The sequence below is a fragment of the Coleofasciculus sp. H7-1 genome (assembly GCF_057473865.1).
In genome coordinates this window covers 5,001-25,236 of record NZ_JBYCCT010000020.1, presented here as the reverse complement: position 1 = coordinate 25,236, position 20,236 = coordinate 5,001, and the positions used below count along the sequence as shown (strand labels likewise).

The window sequence follows — 20,236 nt, the reverse complement described above, 5'->3', positions numbered from 1 at the left end:
CCATACATTCGTTTAAAATCAGATGGTGAATTTTCCAACGCTTGTTTATATTTCATTTTGCCGTCTATAATTATTAATTATTTCTCCCTCTGTTTAGCTTATTTTTTCTAATTCCGCAAGAGGTCTACTGTTGATCCTGAGCTTCCTCAGCTTTATCATTTGGGGGCTGGAATCTATTTTTGAGTATGCTTATGCCCTGCTTTGGCGCAATCTAGCCCAGAATATTGAACACGACTTGCGCCTCAATGCCTACAGCCATATCCAAGAACTGGAACTGGCTTATTTTGAAGAGCGCAGCACTGGCGGTTTGATGTCTATCTTGAATGACGATATCAATCAGCTGGAACGCTTTTTGGATCGGGGAGCAAATGAAATCCTCCAAGTAGCGACAACGGTTGTAATTATTGGCGGTGCCTTCTTTATTCTGGCTCCCAGTGTGGCTTGGATGGCGATGCTGCCAATGCCGTTTATTCTGTGGGGTTCGATTGTCTTTCAGCATCGCCTTGCCCCCCGCTATGCCGAGATTCGAGAAAAAGTCAGTCTGCTCAACAGTCGCCTCTCGAATAATTTGAGCGGGATGACAACGATTAAAAGCTTTGTCACGGAAGACTATGAAGCTAGCAGGATGGCAGTCGAAAGTGAGGCTTATCGGCAAAGTAACCGGAGGGCGATCGCGCTCTCGTCCGCTTTTGTCCCCTTGATTCGCATCATTATTTTAATCGGATTCACGGCAACGCTGTTAATCGGCGGTATGGACGCCGCTGCTGGCAGATTGTCTGTGGGTACTTACAGTGTATTGGTATTCCTAACCCAGCGGTTGCTTTGGCCTTTGACGAGATTGGGAGAAACTCTCGATCAATATCAACGGGCAATGGCTTCCACAAATCGGGTGATGAATCTGCTGGATACACCGATTGCGATTCATTCAGGACACATTTCCTTACCCGTCGCTTCAGTGCGGGGTGAAATGGAATTAAAAGATGTCACTTTTGCCTACAATGGGCGAAATCCAGTCATTCAAAATCTCTCTTTACACATTCCCGCCGGTAAAACAATTGCCATTGTCGGTTCTACTGGATCGGGCAAGAGTACCTTAGTGAAACTGTTACTGAGATTGTACGAAATTCAGTCTGGAACGATGACATTGGATGGGATTGATTTACGCGATTTGAAATTAAGAGATTTGCGTTCCTGTATTGGTTTAGTTAGTCAGGATGTCTTCTTATTTCACGGCACGGTGAAAGAAAATATCGCCTACGGCAGTCCTGACGCGACTGAAGCTGAGGTAATAGAAGCTGCTAAAATTGCCGAGGCTCAAGACTTTATCATGCAACTTCCCCAAGACTACGACACGATTGTGGGTGAGCGGGGACAAAAGTTGTCAGGTGGGCAAAGACAGCGGATTGCGATCGCGCGTGCCGTTTTGAAAGATCCGCCGATTCTCATCCTAGATGAAGCCACCTCCGCCGTAGATAATGAGACAGAAGCAGCCATTCAGCGATCGCTAGAACGAATTACCGTCAATCGCACCACGATAGCGATCGCTCATCGTCTCTCCACCGTCCGCAATGCTGATTGTATCTATGTCATGGAACAAGGCTTCTTAGTAGAGCAAGGACGACACGAACAACTACTAGCTCAACAGGGAATTTATGCCAGCCTTTGGAAAGTGCAGACAGGCATCAAAAATGGCTAATTGAACCTAGCACCGAGAAGTTTTAGGTTTCTGCGCTGCTGCTCCGTTAACCCCATTCCTTTCCCAAAATTGCAATCCTCTACCACCGCACCTGACCATATTGTTTCATTAAGAGTTGCACCCCTCAAATCCGCATTTCTCAAATTTGCCCCAGTAAAATTGGCAAATAAAAGGTCGGCTTCTAATAAACTGCTTCCCATCAAATTTGCCCCCGATAAATCACACCGAATAAAGTTAACGCCATCTAAAATCAAGTTAGATAAATCCGCTCCCCTGAGGTTAGGGAACTTCACCCGGCTTGTATCTCTAAAAAAATGCATCACGCAAGCTACATTTGCTTCTGTTAATGACATTTGAGTTAAAAAATCAGCATAACGCGCTATCCCCAAGTCTTTGAGTATCTGCAAGCGTTTTTGGGGATTTTGTGCCAGAAATTGGGTGCAAGTCAAATGAAGGTCTTGCGTTGAGGAGTTCAGCATGACTTCAGATAAAGGAATCTTAAGGTTAAACATCTCAGGACTTACGCAAAGCTTATACATATAACGTTCTTGTCGGTTCAATCCCCAGGGGGATTGCGTCTTTCAGATGTGGTGATGTGCGGCGAGTCCTGCATCTCTTACTCTAGGCAGATAGTTCCACTAACTTTGGGATGATTCCCGAAGAGAAATTTTCATTCTCACGGTATAAGATTCAGCTGGTTTATCGTGCCAAAATTAGAAATATGAACACTGTTGAACGTCTCGAAAATCTCAACCAGATCCGCAAACTTAGCCGCCTGATGGATAATGCAATCCGAATCCCAGGCATCGGCTTTCGTATTGGTTTAGACCCGATTATTGGTCTGATCCCAGGTGCCGGAGATATCATCAGCACCGGGTTTTCGGCTTACATCATCTTTTTAGCTGCCCGCTTCGGCTTACCGCGTGAAATCCTAACTAAGATGATATTTAATATCGCCTTAGAAGCCACAGTCGGCTCGGTGCCTTTGGTGGGAGACTTGTTCGATGCATACTACAAGTCAAATATCCGTAACTTGGCGCTTTTAGAGCAACATCTTCAGGTGGTTGAACCAGAACTGAATCAAGTGACCCCCCTTCAGACTGTAACGAGCATCAATTGATAGTAACGAAGCCGGAAGGAAGCGCTTCCTTCCGGCTGAAAAGCCATTTATACTATCGTTCAATCTTGACAGAAAGAATCTTGTCTCCCTGACGAATAGCATTGACTACATTCATGTCTTCAGTTTTCCCAAAAACTGTGTGTTGTCCGTCTAAATGAGGTTGAGGAGAGTGGCAAATAAAGAATTGACTCCCACCCGTATTGCGCCCCGCATGAGCCATTGATAAACTTCCTGCCTGATGCTTATTGGGGTTAATTTCACAGTTGATTTTGTAACCTGGGCCACCCGTTCCAGTTCCCTGAGGACAGCCACCCTGAATCATAAAGTTAGGGATGACTCGGTGGAAATTAAGACCGTCATAAAACCCTTTTTCAGATAAGTCTACAAAATTTTTCACCGTATTCGGTGCATCTTTGTCAAACAGCTCCAAATTGATTGTGCCTTTCTCGGTTTCCATAATGGCGCGAGTCATAGTTTCTCCTTTTCTAATCCCTTCGGATGATTGACAGTTGTTGTGGCTAATACTATGCCACAGACAAACTATATTAGAACAAAAACACTCTATCTTTACTTTATCTAATTTTAAAGCTGTAATCTCTTTGACGCTGCTACAGATTCGCTCTTCGGACGCACCTAGGTCGAAGCCCATAGCACAAGTGGTACGCTATAGCATTCCTAACTGATTTGTAAAACTCTCTATTTCTTTTCTCTGCGTCCTTGGCGTCCTCTGCGGTTCGTTAAAAAAATTGTTTCCTGAATTGGAAATAACACCAAAGCAGGTTTTTGAAGAAGCAGAATTAATTTAAGTTACAGTAGCGATCGCTATTACGTAAAGCCTACAATTAGTCTAAGCTAGGAAATATTGATAATTTCGTGCATCGCCAGCAGTTTTGTAAATAGTGCTGAAGCTACCTCAATACTTTCGTTAGGAGCTAAAAACCTGAAAGCAGAAGCAGCTAAATAAGACGGATTTTGCTCAAAAGCAATCCAACTCCGTTGCAAAGCCTCAGCCGCCGCACCAGTCGTATTCGATCCAGCAAAAATATCGAGGACTGTATCTCCTGGATCGGTGAGGAAGTTAATAAAAAACATCGGCAGTTTTTGAGGAAAACGCGCCGGATGTGCAGCAATTCCAACAGTTTTGCAAAGTTGAATGTATCGAGAATTGCTTTCAGTATTAGGAATTTGCAATAAATTGGAAGGAATGGCACCGCCGTTATTAGTAGCAAATCCTGTACCGATATCGTGACCTGAAGGACGTTCTTTGGGTTTATAGTATTTTTCAGGATTCTCGTGTAGCTTTTTCATTCGTTCCGAATAAGGAACAAGTACGTTACTCACATTCGCTTTAGGATAGTCAGTTTTTGATAGCCACCAGACAGTATTGACAGAATCCTTCGCGCGGATTTTCCGTTTATTCACCCATTCAATCGGCGAAGGTAGTTTCGAGGGGTTGTGCCAAAAAAACTCCTCAGCTAAGCGAAAATCTAGCTCATCGCATAGTTTAATTAAAATCCGGTAATTGTAGAGCGATCGCACTGGACGTTTACTTTGATAAGCACCACCAAGATCGATGACAAAACTTCCCTGAGGTGATAGGACGCGATACACTTTTTGACAGAAGGCAAAAAGCCAATCTATATAGGCTTCCTGCTCAACATTGCCATAACTCTTTTCGCGTAGCAGAGCAAATGGAGGAGAAGTCATTACTAGATCGATTGAGTCAGATTTAACGCTATCTAGCAATTCAAGCGAGTCACCAACATAGGCAGCGCCGTAATTTGTAGCGTACAAAGGTTTGTTTAAATTCATCGCTGCCATTTTTTACGAATACTTTCAGAACAAATTGTATAATTAAATCAATCTTCAGCAACTACAAGCTCGTTGTAGCTTGTAGCACATTAGAAATAACAGAGCCGTAAAGTAAGAGGTCAAACCATGAACATGGATAATCTAGAAAAGGGAAATAATGAGGAAGAAAATATTGCCTCCCCGTCACCTAGCGAACCAAAACAGGTTCCTAAAACTATTGACATAGATGGGAAGCGTCCAATTGCGCCAGATAATATTCAGATTCAAGACACTCTTGACGTAGATGGACACCGACCGATTACCTCCAGTAATCTTCAGATTAAGGACACTATCAATATAGATGGAAAGCGTCCGGTTGATCCAAGCGATCTTCAGGTTTGTGAAACCGTGGACATTGATGGAAAGCGCCCAATTGCTTCAAATAATGTTCAGGTTCAGGGCACTGTTGACGTAGATGGTCAACGTCCAATTGCCTCTAGCAATCTTCAGATTGATGAGACAATTCATATAGCTGGAAACCGCCCAGTTGGTTCAAATAATCCTGACGAGCTTGACATTACAAACGATTACATTGACTAGCCTTTATAGACTCATGTGCCTACTTTTCTCTACGGTGCCGCATTAAAAGCCATTTGTCAGAAATATTGCTCTAATTCAGCCACCTTTAAAAAAGCTTCTTCGGCTTGATTATGAACGGTTTCTGATGCAGTTTGTAGCACTTCATCTGCTTGCTGTTCCAAGAGTTTTACATATTCCGTAAAACCTGGATTTCCCCAGCGCTTGGTGCATACAATTATGGCTTGCCAAAGTTCCAGTTGCTCCGCCTGGGACTCAATCCGCACAGTTTTTTGTTACCTTGATTGCCGGAGTATTGATGGCATTTACTTTTCAATTTTTATTAACCAATTTTGCGATTGCTGCCGGAATTTCATCCGGAGAGAATCCCTTAGATGCCGATGATGATGCAGAAAGTTGGGGAAAAAAAGTTCGCACCATTGAATCTAAAGTAGGAATTTGGACATTATTGACCGCCAATATTGCCATATTCATTGCTTGTTTTCTGGCGGTGAAGCTGACTCTGATTAGCAGCGTCATTTTGAGTGCAATTACTGGCGTTGTGATTTGGTCAGCTTACTTTTTTGCTGCTCCTTTGGGTGAGTTCTACGGCAGTGGGTTCCTTAATTGGTTCGGTCGCGAACACGGCGGGTTCAGGGATGCAGCGCTAACTTCCGGGCGCGATCGCTGTATCTGGTTTCGCTTTCTTTGGCTAAAGCTTTAACGATTTCCAAGCAAATTAAGCCTCCTGAAAGGGAGGCTTTTTTCTTATATTTTGCATCCGACTCAATACTTTCCCCGATCGGGCAGACCTAATCCTCAACCCCTTCCTAGAATCGGTCAGGGGAGCCGCACCAATACGGTTCGGATAAGATGATTCGTTAAGCTGCATAGATTGTATAAAGACTTGCGGTTATCTTGTCTCTACAGAGTGAAAATTCTCGCGTCTTTTTACTAAGCGAACTGTATTGGGAGCCTTTCCTCCCCTGCAAGGGGAGGGGTTGGGGGAGAGGTTACTTCTAGGGAAAGGAAAAGCTTGAGGTTTCCCAAGTCATCGCCGCTGGTTTGTTCGATTGATCAAACCTAGAACGGCTGCCAAAAGAGCTGAGCCAATAATAGACCAGATAATCGGGAAGGATTTCCCTCCAATGTTGAGGGCAAATATCACCGGAAGATTAAACTCTTTGGCTACCCACAATCCAATGTATGCACCGATAATCCCGACAATTATCGACAGTAGGCAGCCCCCTGCCGAGTAACCCACTAACGCTTGCCCAGTGCCGCCGCAGAATGCAGCAATGACCAACAATACCAGAAACTCGATCGGCGTCATTGTTCCTCCAGTACAGGAGTGATGGAACTGCTATTAGGTTCGCACAACTAGGTGCTTTTTCAGGAAAGTTGTGAATTAAGCGCGATCGCTCTCTAAAATCTCATTCATGGCTTGCTCTTACTCCAGCCAACCGGCAACTCCCAGATTTAAACTCCAGGGGAGCGCTCTTGTACCATAGATTTATTCGCCCATCCACTTACATAGCTCATCGTCATGGTAGGCACCGGAACCAAACTCACATTACAGGAATTTCTAGCTTTACCTAAAGGAGATGTAACCTATGAGTTTGTCGATGGTCAGGCAGTACCTAAAGTGTCTCCTAAGCTTTTTCATTCTGTACTACAGTCAGCTTTGTGGGTTCTCATTGGTGCCTGGTGTAAAGGACGAGGACGAGTTGTTCAAGAATGGGCAGTGCTGTTGAAACGGAATGGTCAGGACTGGGCACCTGTACCCGATTTAACTTACATTTCTGACCAACGCCTACCCGCCAGTTGGAAGCGTAACGAAGCCTGTCCTGTGCCTCCTGAACTGGTAATTGAGATTATCTCTCCAGACCAAACCCTGAAAGAATTTGAAAATAAAGCGAAAGACTACTTTGACGCCGGTATTTTAAGAGTCTGGGTTGTAGATCCTGAAGCGATGAATATCCGGGTATTTTTCCCAGATGGGTCCAGCCAACTCTACACAGATACTACGCCCATTGTGGATACCCTGCTTCCTAGTTTGGAACTAACACCTAGACAGATTTTTGAACAAGCAGAACTGATTTAATGGTTCCACTGTTAGAGATGCGATCGCTAAATTATGAACCACTACTTTGCCACAGTTGCCCGTGGTCTGGAGCCTATTGCCGCTGCTGAACTGGAACGTCTAGGGGCAAAGGAAGTTCGTCCTGATTTCACTGGAGTGCATTTTGTTGGCGATAAAGCAATGCTATACCGGGTGAATCTCTGGGCAAGGACAATTTTTCGAGTGCTAGTCCCCATCCATGAATTTGCCTGCTATGACGCCCAGATGCTCTACCGGGAGGTGCAAAAAATCTCCTGGGAAGACTATTTACACCCCAACAACACCCTGGCTGTGGACTGTACAGGAGGCAATCAAAAACTTAACCACACCCACTTCACGGCTTTACAAGTTAAAAACGCCATCATAGACCAACAGCGCCACCAATCAGGTCACAGGTCTAGCGTTGATACCGAAAATCCAGATGTGCGGATTAATGCCCACATCCATCAAGACCGTTGCATTTTAAGTTTAGACAGTTCGGGTACCAGTCTCCACCGTCGGGGATATCGACCCGCGATGGGACTGGCTCCGCTTAAGGAGACTCTGGCGGCTGCTATCCTCGACATGGCAGAGTGGGATGCGAATCTTCCCTTTTTAGACCCGCTATGTGGCTCTGGAACTCTCCCCTTAGAGGCGGCTTTAAAAGCTTTGAATATTGCCCCCGGATTATTTCGCGAAAATTTTGGCTTTTTCAGCTGGCTGGACTTTGATGAACATCTGTGGGACGAGATATGGGCGGAAGCCGAAAACAGCGAAATCTCAGACTTGAAGGCATCAATTTGGGGGAGCGACAAAGACCCTGATATCCTAAACCAAGCTCGCACTAATGCCCAACGGTGCGGCATTGAAGATAAGGTAACGTTTACACAAACCGAATTATCTCAATTGGAAGCACCAACAGACAGCGGCATTCTCATCTGTAATCCCCCCTACGGAGAGCGTCTGGGGGATGAGAGAGAATTGGGCGAACTCTACAAAATGCTCGGTGATGTTTTCAAACAACGCTTCAAAGGTTGGACTGCCTTTGTTTTGACAGGAAACAAAGAGTTGGCGAAAAGAGTGGGACTCAAAACATCTCGTCGCATTCCTGTTTATAACGGTTCTTTAGCTTGTACTTTGCTCAAGTACGAATTGTATTAGAATTTAAAGTCAGTGGAAGAATCAAAAGCATTCAGGTTTCTACCCGATTTTGTTAAGACTCAATCTCAGCAAGTTCCATCCAGCGTTCAGTCGCAGCATCAATAGCCTGAGTTAAAGTTTCCACCTTTTGATAGAGTTCCCCAACTTGGGCGACTTTGCCAGGAGCAGCATTATAAAGCGCTTTCTCTGCCTCAGCTTTTTCGGCTTCCAATTGGGCAATCTTTCCTTCAAGTTCCTGAAACTCGCGCTTTTCCCAAGTTGAAAGACTGCGCCGTTTGTTGTTATTGTTACTTGATGGTTGTGGCTCTGCTGGACGTACTTGAGGCTGCGCTGACTTTGAGCTATCCTTAGAATTGGCAGCTTGGCGCAATGCTGCTTCTTCTTCGGCTTTCTTGTAGTCCAAGTAAACTGAGTAATTGCCTGGATATTGGCGCAGATTGCCACCCTCTTCAAAGGAAAATATTTTGTCTACGGCCCGATCGAGGAAGTAGCGATCGTGGGAAACAGCAATAACACAGCCGGTGAAATCTTCTAGATAGTCTTCTAGCACCGCGAGGGTTTGAACATCTAAGTCATTGGTGGGTTCATCAAGGATTAGAACATTGGGAGCGCTCATCAAAACGCGCAACAGAAATAAGCGACGTTTTTCACCACCAGAAAGTTTATGAATCGGGGCATATTGTTGATTACCAGGAAATAGAAAACGCTCCAACATTTGGGAAGCCGTAATCTGAGATCCATCGGCAATTTTGAGATATTCCCCGACTTCTTTAATGTAGTCAATCACTCGCAGATTGTCATTCAATGCAGCGAGTAATTCTTCAGAGTGTTGGTTAAAATAGCCGATGTGAATGGTAGATCCAATCTCAACGCTTCCAGAATCCGGTTGAACGCGCCCGGTGATAATATCCATCAAAGTCGATTTGCCTGCACCATTGCCGCCGATGATGCCGATGCGATCTTCGGGACTGAATTTATAGGTGAAATCTTTGATTAAGGTGCGTCCATCGAAGGCTTTAGAGATATTTGTTAAATCAATAACTTTTTTGCCAACCCGACGACTCAGAGTAGAAATATCGACTTTGCCCTGAGTTTGTTTAAACTCAGTTGCTTGCATCTCGTGGACGCGATCGATCCGAGCTTTCTGCTTGGTACTCCGAGCTTTTGGCCCTCGCTTCAACCATTCCAACTCTCGGCGAAGTACTCCCTGATGTTTGCGCTGACTGCTGAGGGCAGACTCTTCAGCGAGGGCTTTTTTCTCCAGATAGTAGGAATAGTTACCCGCGTAGGTGTAGAGGTCGCCTCGGTCGATTTCCAGAATTCGGTTGGTGACGCGATCGAGAAAATAGCGATCGTGAGTGATGAGCAGAATTGCTCCTCGATAGCGGTTCAAATAACTTTGTAACCACTCGACAGATAGGGCATCTAGATGGTTGGTTGGTTCATCCATCAGTAACACTTCCGGTTCTGAAAGTAAAGCGGTCGCCAAAGCAATTCGCTTGCGATAGCCGCCAGATAGACTCGCAATTTTAGCGTTAAAATCTTCAATTCCTAGCTTGGTGAGGATGATTTTGGCATTTGTCTCCAGTTCCCAAGCACCAGTGGCATCCATACGCTGCATGACGGCAGAAAAGCGGGACATGAGCTGGCTATCCTCTCGATGGTGAGCCAGTTTGTCTGACAGTTCCTCATATTCGCGGACGAGAGACATTTGCTCGCCGCTATCGGCAAAGACTTGCTCTAGAACCGTGAGATTTTCATCTAAGTCGGGTTGTTGGGGTAAGTAAACAATCCGCACTCCAGAATTTACTAAAAGTTGACCGCCGTCAATCGGTTCTAGACCGGCTATCATCTTCAACAGCGTTGATTTTCCGGAGCCGTTGGTACCGATTAGACCGACTTTATCGGCGGCATCAAGGCTAAAGCTGGCATCTTTTAAGATTTCTTTGATGCCAAAATCCTTTTTAACTGATTGCAGTGTAAATATGCTCATATCATTCTCAACTTTGTTTGGAGGGAGTAGGTGTTGCCTATGAGTTGCGTAGGTAGAGGGCGAAGCAGTAGGGCGCGGGATTTCTTGTAGTCTGTTTGTGTTGAGCGCCTGAATGCTTCGCCCTTACAAAACCATTTATGTAGGGGCGAAACATGAGCGTGACTATGTTGGTTGGCAACCCTTAATTTTATTCGCTTATGCTTCGCCCTTTTTATTCCGAAAAGGCGAATCCACCCCCTAAAACTATTGAGGGGCAGTTGCATCCTGAAGATTACCCAGGTTGAAGAGGAATGGGATACTGCTATTAGAGTCACCACCCGTAACGAGAACTTTTGGCATTTGGGAACCTCCTTGTCTCCACGCTTCGATCGCTTCTTTCTGAAGAACTAGCCCACCTCCTTGTTGCTTTAGGGTTTCAGCTAGGAGTCGTTGAGCCTCAGCTCTACCTTTGGCGCGATTGATGTCGGCTTGGGCTTCTTGTTCCGCTTCTTGCGCCACATAGACGGCTCGTTGTGCCCGTTGTTCGGCGATTTGTTTATCCTCAACTGCCCTGGCAAATTCTGGGGAGAAAGCTAGGTCAACTACGCTGGTATCGAGTACGATAATTCCGTACTTTTCTAACCGTTGACCCAAGGCAGTATCAAAGTCTTGCTTCAGTTCATTTCTTTTGGTAATTGCTTCTTCAACGGTTCTCCTGGCTGCTGCAATTTTGAAGGATTCTTGAGTCTGCGGTGCAATAATTTTTGAGACGATATTCTCTAAGGTTCCTTGTTTCCTTCTCACCTCAACGACTTGGGTAGGATCGAGGCGAAAGTTGATGGCAAATCTAGCAGATAGATCCTGTAGATCCTTGGTGGAACTCTGCGCCGGAACTTCAAATTTTTGCACGGTCAAATCATAGATGTCTACGACTGATATCAGTGGTGGTTTGAGGTGGATGCCCTCTAGCACGGCTCCATCTCTTGCTTTACCTAAGATGCTGATGACTCCTGCCTGACCTGGGTTAATAATTACAAAAGAATTGAGACTAATGAAGAGGACTAAGGCAGTGAAAATCCCTAGTATTGATAATTGTAAATTCTGCGCGTACTGATTTTTCAAGAGCCGATCTCCTTTTGTTTTGGTGTGACTCAGGGGTTTATGGTCTGCCACCTCTACTTCTGTATCACCCTTCTCCACGGTAAACTAAAACTCATGTTTACCCGTTTTCTACCATCCGCAGCCCAAGCGCTGACAGAATCCACCTCGATAGCCCTAGCAGAGAGTATCGAGCAGACTGCGATCGCCATTCCTTCGCAACAGGCGATCGCTACCACCTACGTTCATCAGGGTAGCGGTGGAACGTCCATCCTGTTGCTGCATGGCTTCGATAGCTCTATATTCGAGTTCCGTCGCCTCCTGCCACTGCTGGCAGCCCAGAATGAAACGTGGGTTGTGGATTTGTTGGGTTTCGGCTTTACCGAACGACCTGCGGGACTCCCGTTTAGCCCAACAGCCATTAAAACCCATCTCTACTACTTCTGGAAAACGCTGATTGCTCAGCCAATCGTTTTGGTGGGTACTTCAATGGGGGGTGCAGCGGCAATTGATTTTACCCTCACTTACCCGAAAGCGGTGCAAAAGTTGGTGTTGATTGATAGCGCTGGTTTCGCCAGTCCCCCCAACATCGGCAGGTTGTTGTTTCCTCCCATCAGTTACCTGGCTACTTCGTTTTTGCGAAATCAGAAAGTGCGCGATCGCATTTCACGCAATGCTTACCACGATCAAAGCTTTGCCTCCCTCGATGCCTTACTCTGTGCGGCGTTGCACCTGGATCTCCCCAATTGGCATCATGCCCTGATTGCCTTCACCAAAAGCGGGGGGTACAACTTTTTGAGCGATAAAATTGCCCAAATCGACAAGCCGACGCTGATTCTGTGGGGAGAATTTGACAGGATTTTAGGGACGGCTGACGCAGAGAAATTTAAAAGAGCGATCGCTCTTTCTCAACTCATCTGGATCGAGAATTGCGGTCACGTTCCCCACTTGGAACAATCCCAGATTACCGCCCAGCATATTCTAGAATTTCGCTAAATTTTTAGCTTTTCCTTCTTCTTGCCCTTTGACTTAATTGCCCTCGATTCAATCGTAAACTCTGGAATCTCTTGGAGTTCCGCTTCACACAAGCTGTACTGCTCGCAAACCAAACTGAGACGAACCCCTGAACTGGTCACTTGATTCACTGAATGAGTTAAATCGCCCTGAAAATCTAGCAGCGTGTTGGCTTGAGGGCGGATTTGTCCTACGTTTCGCTTCTGGCAACGTAACACTAACTCTCCTCCCATCAAATCCCGTGGCACTTGAACATAGAGGACACTCACCCTGGCTGGCGGTTCGATACTCTTGCAGTAAGAGCGCAGACTGCGGTCAATGTGTGGATCTACGCGGGAACCCTCCTTCAGCATCAGGGGATTGAGATAGAAGGCATTACACGTCGAGTGCAAAGCCACATTGAGATAAGATTTGAAAAAGGGAAAACTTCGTTCAACTTCGCCCAAGCCCGAACGCTGAAATACAACCGAAAATCCCTTCGTGCCGATAAAGTCGCGGTTCAAGTTGTTAACCGCAAAATAGGGACAAGCGAGAATCTGCCCCTGCAATTCGCTGACGTAGTCAGGCTCAAAAACTTGGTGCTGTAGGCGGTAGTAGCTCAAGAAACTCTCAGAAAATGAAATGTCCTTCTGTTAGTTGTATCGCTTGTTGCACCTTGTTGTATATATTCCACCACCCAATCCCGACTATTTCAAAATTAAGTAAATTATTTTTACAGAAATGAGCAAATCAGCAATTTAGGAATTAATAGGTTTAGTCTACTTTGTATCCATCATTGTTTCGTGGAAATGGTGCGACCATGATGCTGAACGCATACAAAGTAGAAGAGTGGGATGCAAAGCTGTTTCTGAACCGCTGCGCTAAAGCACATCACCGTCAAGACATTCTCCTCTACCTTGCTGTTAGCAATGATTGCTCCCACCTGGAAAACTTAGCCGCCGAAGTTCAAAATAATCTTCATGGCTGGTTTGACAGCGACGAGCCAATTTTATTGGGCGCGAACGACCTGAGTATCATTGCCAACTGCTGCCAACAAAGTCCCATCGGTAAATTGCTGCCTGGTGCCCTCTACGTTCATGTGTCAGCACTTTCTCACCTCGACCCTCTACTGAGGCTATACGAGGGTTATGCAAGACGAACGGTGGAACGTATTGATGGCGCTACCCTAATTAAATTCAACATCGAACAGCCTAAAATCTCTTACTTGTTCTATCCTGACTTTGATCCCGACCCCCATCCCGCCTTGCAAGCTAGCATCCAGATTGATGTTCGGGACGGGAGTTCAACTTACCGAGACTACAGCACCAGCGACAATCCCCCTGTCCTCCACCGCAAAGAAACCTTTGTCACCGCCGATTATCCTCACTACGAAAAATTCGCCAACCTCACTCGCCAAGAAGAAAAATTGCGGCTTTTAGACAAAACCCGTGGCATTGGAACGCTTCGGGGTTGGTTGGAATGCTTACAAGATTATGGTGTCGAAATCCAGGGTCATCAAGTTATTCGGCGGAAAACTGTAGAGAACTTACATCCAACCTCTCTACATTTGGCACTGCCTAAAATAGAGCGTCACAAAGCTGCAATTGTTCGTAAAAATCTTTCCCGCCCCGTGCGTCTCGCTTTAGAAGCTAGCTTATTTAGTGAAGATAGCACTTTCTTTGACTATGGTTGTGGCTACGGAAGCGATGTTCAGCACATAGCGGAAAAGGGCTACACCAGCGCTGGCTGGGACCCTTATTACTCTCCGGATACCCCCCGCACCACCGCTGATATTGTCAATCTCGGTTATATCATTAATGTCATTGAACGCACAGATGAGCGTCGAGAAGCATTATTAAACGCCTGGGAGTTAACAGGAAAAGTCCTAATTGTTGCTGCACTGGTTTTAATTGATGACCGAGGAACGGGTCAAGTTGCCTACGGCGATGGGGTGATTACTCGCCGCAATACTTTTCAGAAATACTACGAACAGGAAGAACTTAAAATTTATATTGACCAGGTTCTTAATGTTAATGCGGTGCCAGTTGCACTTGGCATTTACTTTGTTTTCCGAGATGAAAGCCTTGCCGAAGCTTACCGCGCCTCTCGCTTTCGTTCCCGCGCCACAACTCCCAGAGTTCGTGCCAACATCAAGCGATTTGAAGATTATCAAGAAATGCTGGCACCGCTGATGGTTTTTGTCACCGAACGCGGTCGTCTGCCAGTCAAAGGTGAAGCACCAGAGTTGGAAAATTTGAGGGCTGAATTTGGTAGTTTTCGCCGTGCCTTTCAGGTCATTTTACAAGCAACCGACCAAAAAGAGTGGGATGCGATCGCTCAAAAACGCCGCTTAGACCTTTTAGTTTATCTCGCGCTAGGCAAGTTCAATCATCTGAAGCTCAAACAAATACCCCCAGAAGTCCGTAACGATATCAAATCTTTATTCGGTACCTACGAAGAAGCCTGGGAATTAGCTGAGGAAATGCTATTTAGTCTAGGCGACCCCGGTGTAATTGCTCACTGCTGTCAACAAAGCTTTGTTGGCTGTACCAGTGGTTTTAAACACGCGCCTCTCTATCCTAGTTCCTTCATCATTCATGTTTCAGCTTTTTCCGAACTCGACCCGTTGCTGCGCCTCTACGAAGGCTGTGCCAGTCGTACAATTGGACGCATGGATGAAGCCACATTAATTAAATTTCACACCTATAAACCAAAAATTTCATATTTATTCTACCCCAATTTTGACACTGAGCCTCATCCGGTTCTGCACACCAGTATGCAAATCGATCTGAGAGATTTAAGTGTCAGCTATCGGGATTACGAAGACTCCGATAATCCCCCAATTCTGCACCGCAAAGAAACTGTCATAACCCCCGATAATCCGAATTATGAAAAGTTTTCCCAACTTACTCAACAGGAAGAAGACTGGGGACTTTTAGATGATGAGCGTACTATTAAAAATCTTCTGGATTGGCAACGATGCTTGAAGGAACACTGTGCCGAAATACATGATTATAGTATTTGCTGGCGTAAAGATGCAGACCCAATTCGAGTTCAGGAATTAACAGCGGCTCGTGATAAAAGGAAAAATACAAAAATAACATCTTTTTAAACGCAAACGCAGAGGTACACAAAGACATCCGGTTTCTTTTTTTTGCGTAACTTTGCGCTTTCCTTGGCGTAACTTTGCGTTTAAAAAAAGTTCATTAAATTTAATTTCAACTAGCCTTACAATTCCTTTGCTAACTCAACCCAATGTTCAATTCCTTTCTGTGTAGGTTGTCCCGATGTTGTAAATGTTCTGATATCTCTCTTATGTTGAAAACCATGACTAATATGAATTGGTTTATCGATTCCATAAAAATATAGAGAATCAAAGGGTAATTCTTGATTTAATATCCAATCAATAACTTGATTACTAGCTAAACCTACAATAATAAAATCGCAGGCCGCACCTAGTCGTTGGCAGTAATATTTACCATTTTTATTCACTTCATGCGCCATATGTTGGTCTAGTTCCGGTGCAACCCGACCATTTTTATGACCCGTTTCTGGATCTTTTTTACCTAGACATCTTTTTAGGTCTTTAGAACAAAAGCCATAAGTTAAGCGGAAAGTATTAACACCGAAATAATCAATAATTGGATCTACAATAAGTTGATTTAGCTTTTGTAGTGCTGGCAGCGTTTCTTCTAGGTTTTGGGGAAACGGATGAATTTTGGATGCGTACTTTTGATAAGTCTGGGTACAGGTGCAAAAATCCTCTAAAGTAAGGTATTTTCCCAGAAAGATTTCTTTCATAGTTGAGGAACTATAGTGCATCAAGAGTACAATAAGCTGGTGCGAGACGGCATTCCCGAAATCATTCATCAAGCAGGACGAGAGTGCGGAGTAGAGGTAATGTCAGAGGCAGAGTATCACCAAGCATTGCGAGATAAACTCATCGAAGAAGCGCAAGAAGCCGCTGAAGCCACTTCTCAAGACTTAGTCAAAGAACTAGCCGACCTATACGAAGTCATCGATGCCTTGTGTGCAGCTTATCAAATAGAGCGTTCCTCCATTCTGGCAGAACAAGAAAAACGACACTCAGAGCGAGGTGGTTTTGACCAGCGCTTTCGATTATTGTGGACTCAGTAGCCGCGAAGTCAATACGGTAGAGGTATGGATAACCAGCTACACCTGCTAGACATCGCCGAGTCTTATCTAAGAAAATCGGTTGCACCATTAGCCACAGAGATAGACAGCAGCCCAGAAGCACTACGAGAGGCGCTCAAAGGGCTTGGCGAACGTTCTTTACTGGCGTTGCGAGTTCCCCAAGAGTGGAGTGGTTCCGAAGTCAGCGAACAGACTTTTCGGACTTTCCAAGAGCTAGTAGCAAGATATTCCGGCGCTTTGGCATTCTTGCAGACTCAACATCAAAGTGCTGCTGGGATGCTTGTCGCCAGCAAAAATTCTTCTCTTAAATGCCAGTATCTTCCCCTTATGAGCAACGGGCAGATTTTAGTCGGCGTCGGTTTCTCTCAATTGCGGCGGCAGGGCAACCCAACTGTGAAAGCCTTTCCGGTTGAAGGGGGATATCATCTAGAGGGACAAGTGCCTTGGGTGACGGGCTGGGGCTTGTTTCAAGAGTTTATTGTCGCCGCAACACTCCCCGATGGGGGCGCGGTCTTTGGCATTGTGCCTTTTGTTACGAGGTATCAGGATATGGGGAGTGCAATTACATTCACTCAGCCAATGCAACTGGCAGCAATGACCTCAACCAATACGGTCACTGCAAATCTTACCAGTTGGTTTTTGCCTCAAGAGCGTGTCGTCTCTATCAAGCCTGCGGGTTGGATTCACCAAAACGACTTGAAGAATGTCCTTCACCAAGGCTTTTTTGTTCTGGGATGCGCTAGAGCTGGACTTGATATTCTGGAAGCTGCCGCTCTAACCAAGCCAAACGCCTTTATTTCCAAAGCTTTTAAGTTACTCGACCGGGAACTTACCGCCTGTAGCACTGCCATCAGACATCCCCCTAAGCCCTTTGCAGATCGTCTGCAAATCCGAGTTTGGGCGATTGATTTAGCCGTGCGGTGTGCTCATGCTGCCATTACCGTTTCCAGTGGTGCCGCCAACTATAGCCACCATGCAGCACAGCGAGTTTACCGCGAGGCACTGGTGTTTACTGTTTCCGGTCAAACTACGGCTGTAATGGAGGCGACGCTCAGCAGGTTGGTGCGTTCAGAATCCGCACTTTATCTTAGCACTGAGGAGGCTCAGCCTAGGAACGAGAAACAGCAACTTGAAACTTATTCCTCATCCGATTAATCTATGAATCGCCAAGAAGTTGAAGATAGAACGATTCTGATTGCTTTGACAGGTTCCAGGGGCTACGGTTTAGCGACTGAAACCTCAGACTATGACTATCGCGGTATGTTTGTGGCAACCAAGCCTTATTACCTGGGATTTTCTCAAATTGAACAAAAGGATAGAGGTTGGACAGAAGAGCCAGGAAAATTTTCTTATCTCACTAAAGATACTTGTATTTATGAGCTAAAAAAATTTTTAGAACTGTCTGCCGACAACAACCCAAATATTTTAGAGGTTCTCTGGTTTAAAGATTATGTTCTTTTAACTGAAGTCGGTAATACCTTGAGACGCCATAAACAGATGTTTCTGTCAAAAAAGGTGAAGCACACTTATGCAGGATACGGTTATGCCCAAATAAAAAAATTAGAGTCTCACCGCCGCTGGTTACTCGAACCACCAACCAGAAAACCTGAGCCAGAAGACTTTGGGTTAGAGCCTGCCCAACCGCTGACGGTGGGTGAAATTCAGGCGTTTCTAGAATATCTCTACTTGTTAATTAGAGACCGGATTCAATTTTTGGAGGAAGCACAGGAACTTTATCATTTGCTAATTGCCGAAATTGATTTTAAGGGAGTATTGAAGCAATACGCTTTACCAGAAGAACCGCTGGAGTATACGCGGAAACTTACCAACAGCTCGGAAGAATTTATTAAACTACTGCAAAAAAGTCAGCAGTATCAAAATGCCCGCCGAGAATACGATAACTACCAACAATGGAAGAAAAATCGCAATCCAGCACGGGCAGCGATGGAAGCTAAAGTGGGGTATGACTCTAAATTTGCGATGCAGGCTATCCGGTTATTAAGAACAGGTATTGAAATTTTAGAGACACAAACTTTAGTGGTCGATCGCCGAGAGATCGGAGATGCACGGGAATTGCTAGCCATTAAAAACGGTGAGTATCGCTATGAAGAAGTCATGGCGATCGCTAACAACTTGTACAAAGGACTCGATGAAGCCTACGCTAAATCTACCCTGCCTCGAAGTGTAGATAGAGAAGCAATTAATCAACTTTGTATTGATTTAGTGGCAATGCAAGGGTGGTAAAGCTAATAGCCGAAAAGGTTTTGTCTTTTGCAGACTTGGCTTTTACTTTGTACCTTTTACCTTTTTTTGCCACTGGTCAATTGCCTTCTGGGCAGTCGTATAGGTGGGTGTGTCTTTTGGGACTAAAGCCGCCGTCTGAATAGCATCTTTAAGCCTTCCATCAGAGGCGCGAGTCTGCGCTGTCTGATAAATCGTTTTGCTCCACTGGGCAATTAACGGTTGTGCTTCGGCATATCCAGGCTGATCGGGGGGTACTTTGCGAACAGCGGCGATCGCGCGAGTGTAAGACGAAGCTTGTCCGGGTTGGATTAATCCTTTGGCAGATTGGAGGAGGATTTTGTTGGTTCGCTGCTGCTGTGCTTTTTCACGCCAGCTGGCGATCGCTTCTTGAGCTTCTTTATAAATGGACTGATTATCCTCTGGAACCAGTCGTGCTGCCGCGATCGCCTTATCAAACTGCCCTTGTTTTGCCCGTCCGTTGCCTAAATCCAGAATCACACCACTCCAGCGTGCAATATCTTGCTGTGCCTGTTCGTGGAGGGGTTCACCTGGTTTTATTTTCTGGGCTTCTGCGATCGCCTGACTAAACTGAGAAGCTTGATTTGGGACGATCAAAGTTCTTGCTTTATCCAACACCGCTTGATTCGCCCCCGCTTGGGTCTGTGTGCCCCCCACTCCATTCTGGGATGCGGAAGAAGAAGCTGACTGTAACGATACAGCAGTCGGTGTGGTGCTGCCAGGAGTCGCATCTGTTGAGGTATTTATTGCCTGCTGACCGATAAATGCGGCTCGGTTACGGAGAAATACCCCCCCTATCAATGCCACTACCAGTGCGATACCACCGCACCACAAAAGCAGATTCAGCCACCAGGGTGTGTCATCTACTACCCTTGTAGATTTCCCACTTGTCTGGGGGACGATAGCACCTTGACCGAGCGCTGAGCGGATGCCGGAAGGGTTATACTTTGTCTCCGATGCTTTAGAAGTTGGCTTCTGGGTCAAGGCGGCTGTACCAGATGCGTTATTATGCGCCACCATACCCGGAGTAGCCTCCTGACGATCCATGTTTCCGACGTTCTGCATACCAGAGGTGGAAGCTGCTGGAGGCGTATCTGAAGCTAATGTCGCATTCCAGTTCATCACTCCGTTCGGGAGGAGCGTTGGGAGTTTGTAGTTACTTGCCGAAGAGGGTATTGCACTCAAAGGTATCTGAACAGGTCGCCAGTGGTGTTCGCTCAACTCCGGCAGGTGCGATCGCAGATAATGCTCCAGACTCTCCAAAGTCTTGCCTTGGTTATATCGCAGTCCTTCTAGCAGTACTGCTGTAAA

The 20,236-nt window shown here is 45.6% G+C and carries 20 protein-coding genes and 1 pseudogene (1 of these 21 running past the window's edge); 11 read left to right on the top strand and 10 right to left on the bottom strand.

Annotated features, from left to right (window positions below):
• Positions 1-127: 127 nt before the first annotated feature.
• Positions 128-1,696 (top strand): annotated as a pseudogene (locus AC2VDX_RS05310) (ABC transporter ATP-binding protein); the annotation flags it as partial.
• Here AC2VDX_RS05310 and AC2VDX_RS05305 read toward each other — a convergent pair.
• Entirely contained in the window at positions 1,693-2,175 is a 483-nt protein-coding gene (locus tag AC2VDX_RS05305) for a pentapeptide repeat-containing protein (RefSeq protein WP_378177342.1), read from the bottom strand. The pseudogene AC2VDX_RS05310 and the gene AC2VDX_RS05305 overlap by 4 nt on opposite strands.
• A gap of 242 nt (positions 2,176-2,417) precedes the next feature.
• On the opposite strand from AC2VDX_RS05305, the gene AC2VDX_RS05300 reads away from it, so the two are divergent.
• Complete coding sequence (locus tag AC2VDX_RS05300) at positions 2,418-2,816, top strand: DUF4112 domain-containing protein (protein ID WP_378177291.1); 399 nt, start codon at positions 2,418-2,420, stop codon at positions 2,814-2,816.
• 52 nt (positions 2,817-2,868) lie between these two features.
• Here the strand turns inward: AC2VDX_RS05300 and AC2VDX_RS05295 are convergent, their stop codons facing one another.
• On the bottom strand, positions 2,869-3,288 hold the full coding sequence (locus AC2VDX_RS05295) for a peptidylprolyl isomerase (RefSeq protein ID WP_378177294.1): 420 nt from the start codon (positions 3,286-3,288) through the stop codon (positions 2,869-2,871).
• Positions 3,289-3,668: 380 nt separating this feature from the next.
• Positions 3,669-4,628: a DNA-methyltransferase gene (locus AC2VDX_RS05290; RefSeq protein WP_378177297.1), complete on the bottom strand. Its 960-nt coding sequence runs from the start codon at positions 4,626-4,628 to the stop codon at positions 3,669-3,671.
• A 126-nt stretch (positions 4,629-4,754) separates the two neighbouring features.
• Here AC2VDX_RS05290 and AC2VDX_RS05285 point away from each other — a divergent pair, with 126 nt between their 5' ends.
• Positions 4,755-5,207 (top strand): hypothetical protein, encoded by a 453-nt coding sequence (locus tag AC2VDX_RS05285; RefSeq protein WP_378177300.1) that lies wholly within the window; start codon positions 4,755-4,757, stop codon positions 5,205-5,207.
• Positions 5,208-5,263: 56 nt separating this feature from the next.
• Here the strand turns inward: AC2VDX_RS05285 and AC2VDX_RS05280 are convergent, their stop codons facing one another.
• The gene (locus AC2VDX_RS05280; RefSeq protein WP_486928114.1) at positions 5,264-5,470 is read right to left on the bottom strand and encodes a hypothetical protein; all 207 of its coding nucleotides are present in this window, start codon (positions 5,468-5,470) and stop codon (positions 5,264-5,266) included.
• 32 nt (positions 5,471-5,502) lie between these two features.
• On the opposite strand from AC2VDX_RS05280, the gene AC2VDX_RS05275 reads away from it, so the two are divergent.
• The gene (locus AC2VDX_RS05275; RefSeq protein WP_378177303.1) at positions 5,503-5,907 is read left to right on the top strand and encodes a hypothetical protein; all 405 of its coding nucleotides are present in this window, start codon (positions 5,503-5,505) and stop codon (positions 5,905-5,907) included.
• Between the two features lie 327 nt (positions 5,908-6,234).
• On the opposite strand, the gene AC2VDX_RS05270 is transcribed toward AC2VDX_RS05275, so the two are convergent.
• A complete protein-coding gene (locus tag AC2VDX_RS05270; RefSeq protein WP_378177306.1) occupies positions 6,235-6,516 on the bottom strand; it encodes a GlsB/YeaQ/YmgE family stress response membrane protein in 282 nt (93 codons plus the stop codon).
• A 213-nt stretch (positions 6,517-6,729) separates the two neighbouring features.
• Here AC2VDX_RS05270 and AC2VDX_RS05265 point away from each other — a divergent pair, with 213 nt between their 5' ends.
• Together AC2VDX_RS05265 and AC2VDX_RS05260 are read left to right on the top strand one after the other, a co-directional pair.
• On the top strand, positions 6,730-7,287 hold the full coding sequence (locus AC2VDX_RS05265; RefSeq protein ID WP_378177309.1) for a Uma2 family endonuclease: 558 nt from the start codon (positions 6,730-6,732) through the stop codon (positions 7,285-7,287).
• 33 nt (positions 7,288-7,320) lie between these two features.
• On the top strand, positions 7,321-8,445 hold the full coding sequence (locus AC2VDX_RS05260; protein ID WP_378177312.1) for a THUMP domain-containing class I SAM-dependent RNA methyltransferase: 1,125 nt from the start codon (positions 7,321-7,323) through the stop codon (positions 8,443-8,445).
• Between the two features lie 52 nt (positions 8,446-8,497).
• Here AC2VDX_RS05260 and AC2VDX_RS05255 read toward each other — a convergent pair whose 3' ends face one another.
• Together AC2VDX_RS05255 and AC2VDX_RS05250 are read right to left on the bottom strand one after the other, a co-directional pair.
• Entirely contained in the window at positions 8,498-10,438 is a 1,941-nt protein-coding gene (locus AC2VDX_RS05255; RefSeq protein ID WP_378177315.1) for an ABC-F family ATP-binding cassette domain-containing protein, read from the bottom strand.
• A 243-nt stretch (positions 10,439-10,681) separates the two neighbouring features.
• Entirely contained in the window at positions 10,682-11,539 is an 858-nt protein-coding gene (locus AC2VDX_RS05250) for a prohibitin family protein (RefSeq protein ID WP_378177345.1), read from the bottom strand.
• 93 nt (positions 11,540-11,632) lie between these two features.
• Here AC2VDX_RS05250 and AC2VDX_RS05245 point away from each other — a divergent pair, with 93 nt between their 5' ends.
• Positions 11,633-12,511, top strand: a complete 879-nt coding sequence (locus tag AC2VDX_RS05245) for an alpha/beta fold hydrolase (protein ID WP_378177318.1) — start codon at positions 11,633-11,635, stop codon at positions 12,509-12,511.
• On the opposite strand, the gene AC2VDX_RS05240 is transcribed toward AC2VDX_RS05245, so the two are convergent.
• Positions 12,508-13,131 (bottom strand): 2OG-Fe(II) oxygenase, encoded by a 624-nt coding sequence (locus AC2VDX_RS05240; RefSeq protein WP_378177321.1) that lies wholly within the window; start codon positions 13,129-13,131, stop codon positions 12,508-12,510. The two genes, AC2VDX_RS05245 and AC2VDX_RS05240, sit on opposite strands and share 4 nt — an antisense overlap.
• 197 nt (positions 13,132-13,328) lie before the next feature.
• Here AC2VDX_RS05240 and AC2VDX_RS05235 point away from each other — a divergent pair, with 197 nt between their 5' ends.
• Positions 13,329-15,620: a DNA phosphorothioation-associated putative methyltransferase gene (locus AC2VDX_RS05235; protein WP_378177324.1), complete on the top strand. Its 2,292-nt coding sequence runs from the start codon at positions 13,329-13,331 to the stop codon at positions 15,618-15,620.
• A gap of 116 nt (positions 15,621-15,736) precedes the next feature.
• On the opposite strand, the gene AC2VDX_RS05230 is transcribed toward AC2VDX_RS05235, so the two are convergent.
• Positions 15,737-16,309: a hypothetical protein gene (locus AC2VDX_RS05230; RefSeq protein WP_378177327.1), complete on the bottom strand. Its 573-nt coding sequence runs from the start codon at positions 16,307-16,309 to the stop codon at positions 15,737-15,739.
• A gap of 15 nt (positions 16,310-16,324) precedes the next feature.
• Between AC2VDX_RS05230 and AC2VDX_RS05225 the strand changes: the two genes are divergently transcribed.
• Genes AC2VDX_RS05225 through AC2VDX_RS05215 form a run of 3 tightly spaced genes read left to right on the top strand, consistent with a single transcriptional unit; the run spans position 16,325 to position 18,907 of the window.
• Positions 16,325-16,645: a nucleotide pyrophosphohydrolase gene (locus AC2VDX_RS05225; protein ID WP_378177330.1), complete on the top strand. Its 321-nt coding sequence runs from the start codon at positions 16,325-16,327 to the stop codon at positions 16,643-16,645.
• Positions 16,646-16,669: 24 nt separating this feature from the next.
• Entirely contained in the window at positions 16,670-17,818 is a 1,149-nt protein-coding gene (locus AC2VDX_RS05220) for an acyl-CoA dehydrogenase family protein (protein WP_378177333.1), read from the top strand.
• A gap of 3 nt (positions 17,819-17,821) precedes the next feature.
• The gene (locus AC2VDX_RS05215; protein WP_378177336.1) at positions 17,822-18,907 is read left to right on the top strand and encodes a nucleotidyltransferase domain-containing protein; all 1,086 of its coding nucleotides are present in this window, start codon (positions 17,822-17,824) and stop codon (positions 18,905-18,907) included.
• 42 nt (positions 18,908-18,949) lie between these two features.
• Here AC2VDX_RS05215 and AC2VDX_RS05210 read toward each other — a convergent pair whose 3' ends face one another.
• Positions 18,950-20,236, bottom strand: partial view of a caspase family protein gene (locus AC2VDX_RS05210; RefSeq protein ID WP_378177339.1) — the 3' portion only. 561 nt of this gene lie beyond the right edge of the window; the window shows 1,287 of its 1,848 coding nt (coding positions 562-1,848); the start codon falls outside the window, past its right edge; it ends in the stop codon at positions 18,950-18,952.

Bases quoted from the DNA above. Each gene is read 5' to 3' on its own strand.
- AC2VDX_RS05275 (WP_378177303.1), top strand. From the start codon at position 5,503: ATGGCATTTACTTTTCAATTTTTATTAACCAATTTTGCGATTGCTGCC.
- AC2VDX_RS05290 (WP_378177297.1), bottom strand. From the start codon at position 4,628: ATGAATTTAAACAAACCTTTGTACGCTACAAATTACGGCGCTGCCTAT.
- AC2VDX_RS05215 (WP_378177336.1), top strand. From the start codon at position 17,822: ATGAATCGCCAAGAAGTTGAAGATAGAACGATTCTGATTGCTTTGACA.
- AC2VDX_RS05220 (WP_378177333.1), top strand. From the start codon at position 16,670: ATGGATAACCAGCTACACCTGCTAGACATCGCCGAGTCTTATCTAAGA.
- AC2VDX_RS05235 (WP_378177324.1), top strand. From the start codon at position 13,329: ATGATGCTGAACGCATACAAAGTAGAAGAGTGGGATGCAAAGCTGTTT.
- AC2VDX_RS05265 (WP_378177309.1), top strand. From the start codon at position 6,730: ATGGTAGGCACCGGAACCAAACTCACATTACAGGAATTTCTAGCTTTA.
- AC2VDX_RS05255 (WP_378177315.1), bottom strand. From the start codon at position 10,438: ATGAGCATATTTACACTGCAATCAGTTAAAAAGGATTTTGGCATCAAA.
- AC2VDX_RS05245 (WP_378177318.1), top strand. From the start codon at position 11,633: ATGTTTACCCGTTTTCTACCATCCGCAGCCCAAGCGCTGACAGAATCC.
- AC2VDX_RS05285 (WP_378177300.1), top strand. From the start codon at position 4,755: ATGAACATGGATAATCTAGAAAAGGGAAATAATGAGGAAGAAAATATT.
- AC2VDX_RS05270 (WP_378177306.1), bottom strand. From the start codon at position 6,516: ATGACGCCGATCGAGTTTCTGGTATTGTTGGTCATTGCTGCATTCTGC.
- AC2VDX_RS05300 (WP_378177291.1), top strand. From the start codon at position 2,418: ATGAACACTGTTGAACGTCTCGAAAATCTCAACCAGATCCGCAAACTT.
- AC2VDX_RS05230 (WP_378177327.1), bottom strand. From the start codon at position 16,309: ATGAAAGAAATCTTTCTGGGAAAATACCTTACTTTAGAGGATTTTTGC.
- AC2VDX_RS05295 (WP_378177294.1), bottom strand. From the start codon at position 3,288: ATGACTCGCGCCATTATGGAAACCGAGAAAGGCACAATCAATTTGGAG.
- AC2VDX_RS05260 (WP_378177312.1), top strand. From the start codon at position 7,321: ATGAACCACTACTTTGCCACAGTTGCCCGTGGTCTGGAGCCTATTGCC.
- AC2VDX_RS05305 (WP_378177342.1), bottom strand. From the start codon at position 2,175: ATGCTGAACTCCTCAACGCAAGACCTTCATTTGACTTGCACCCAATTT.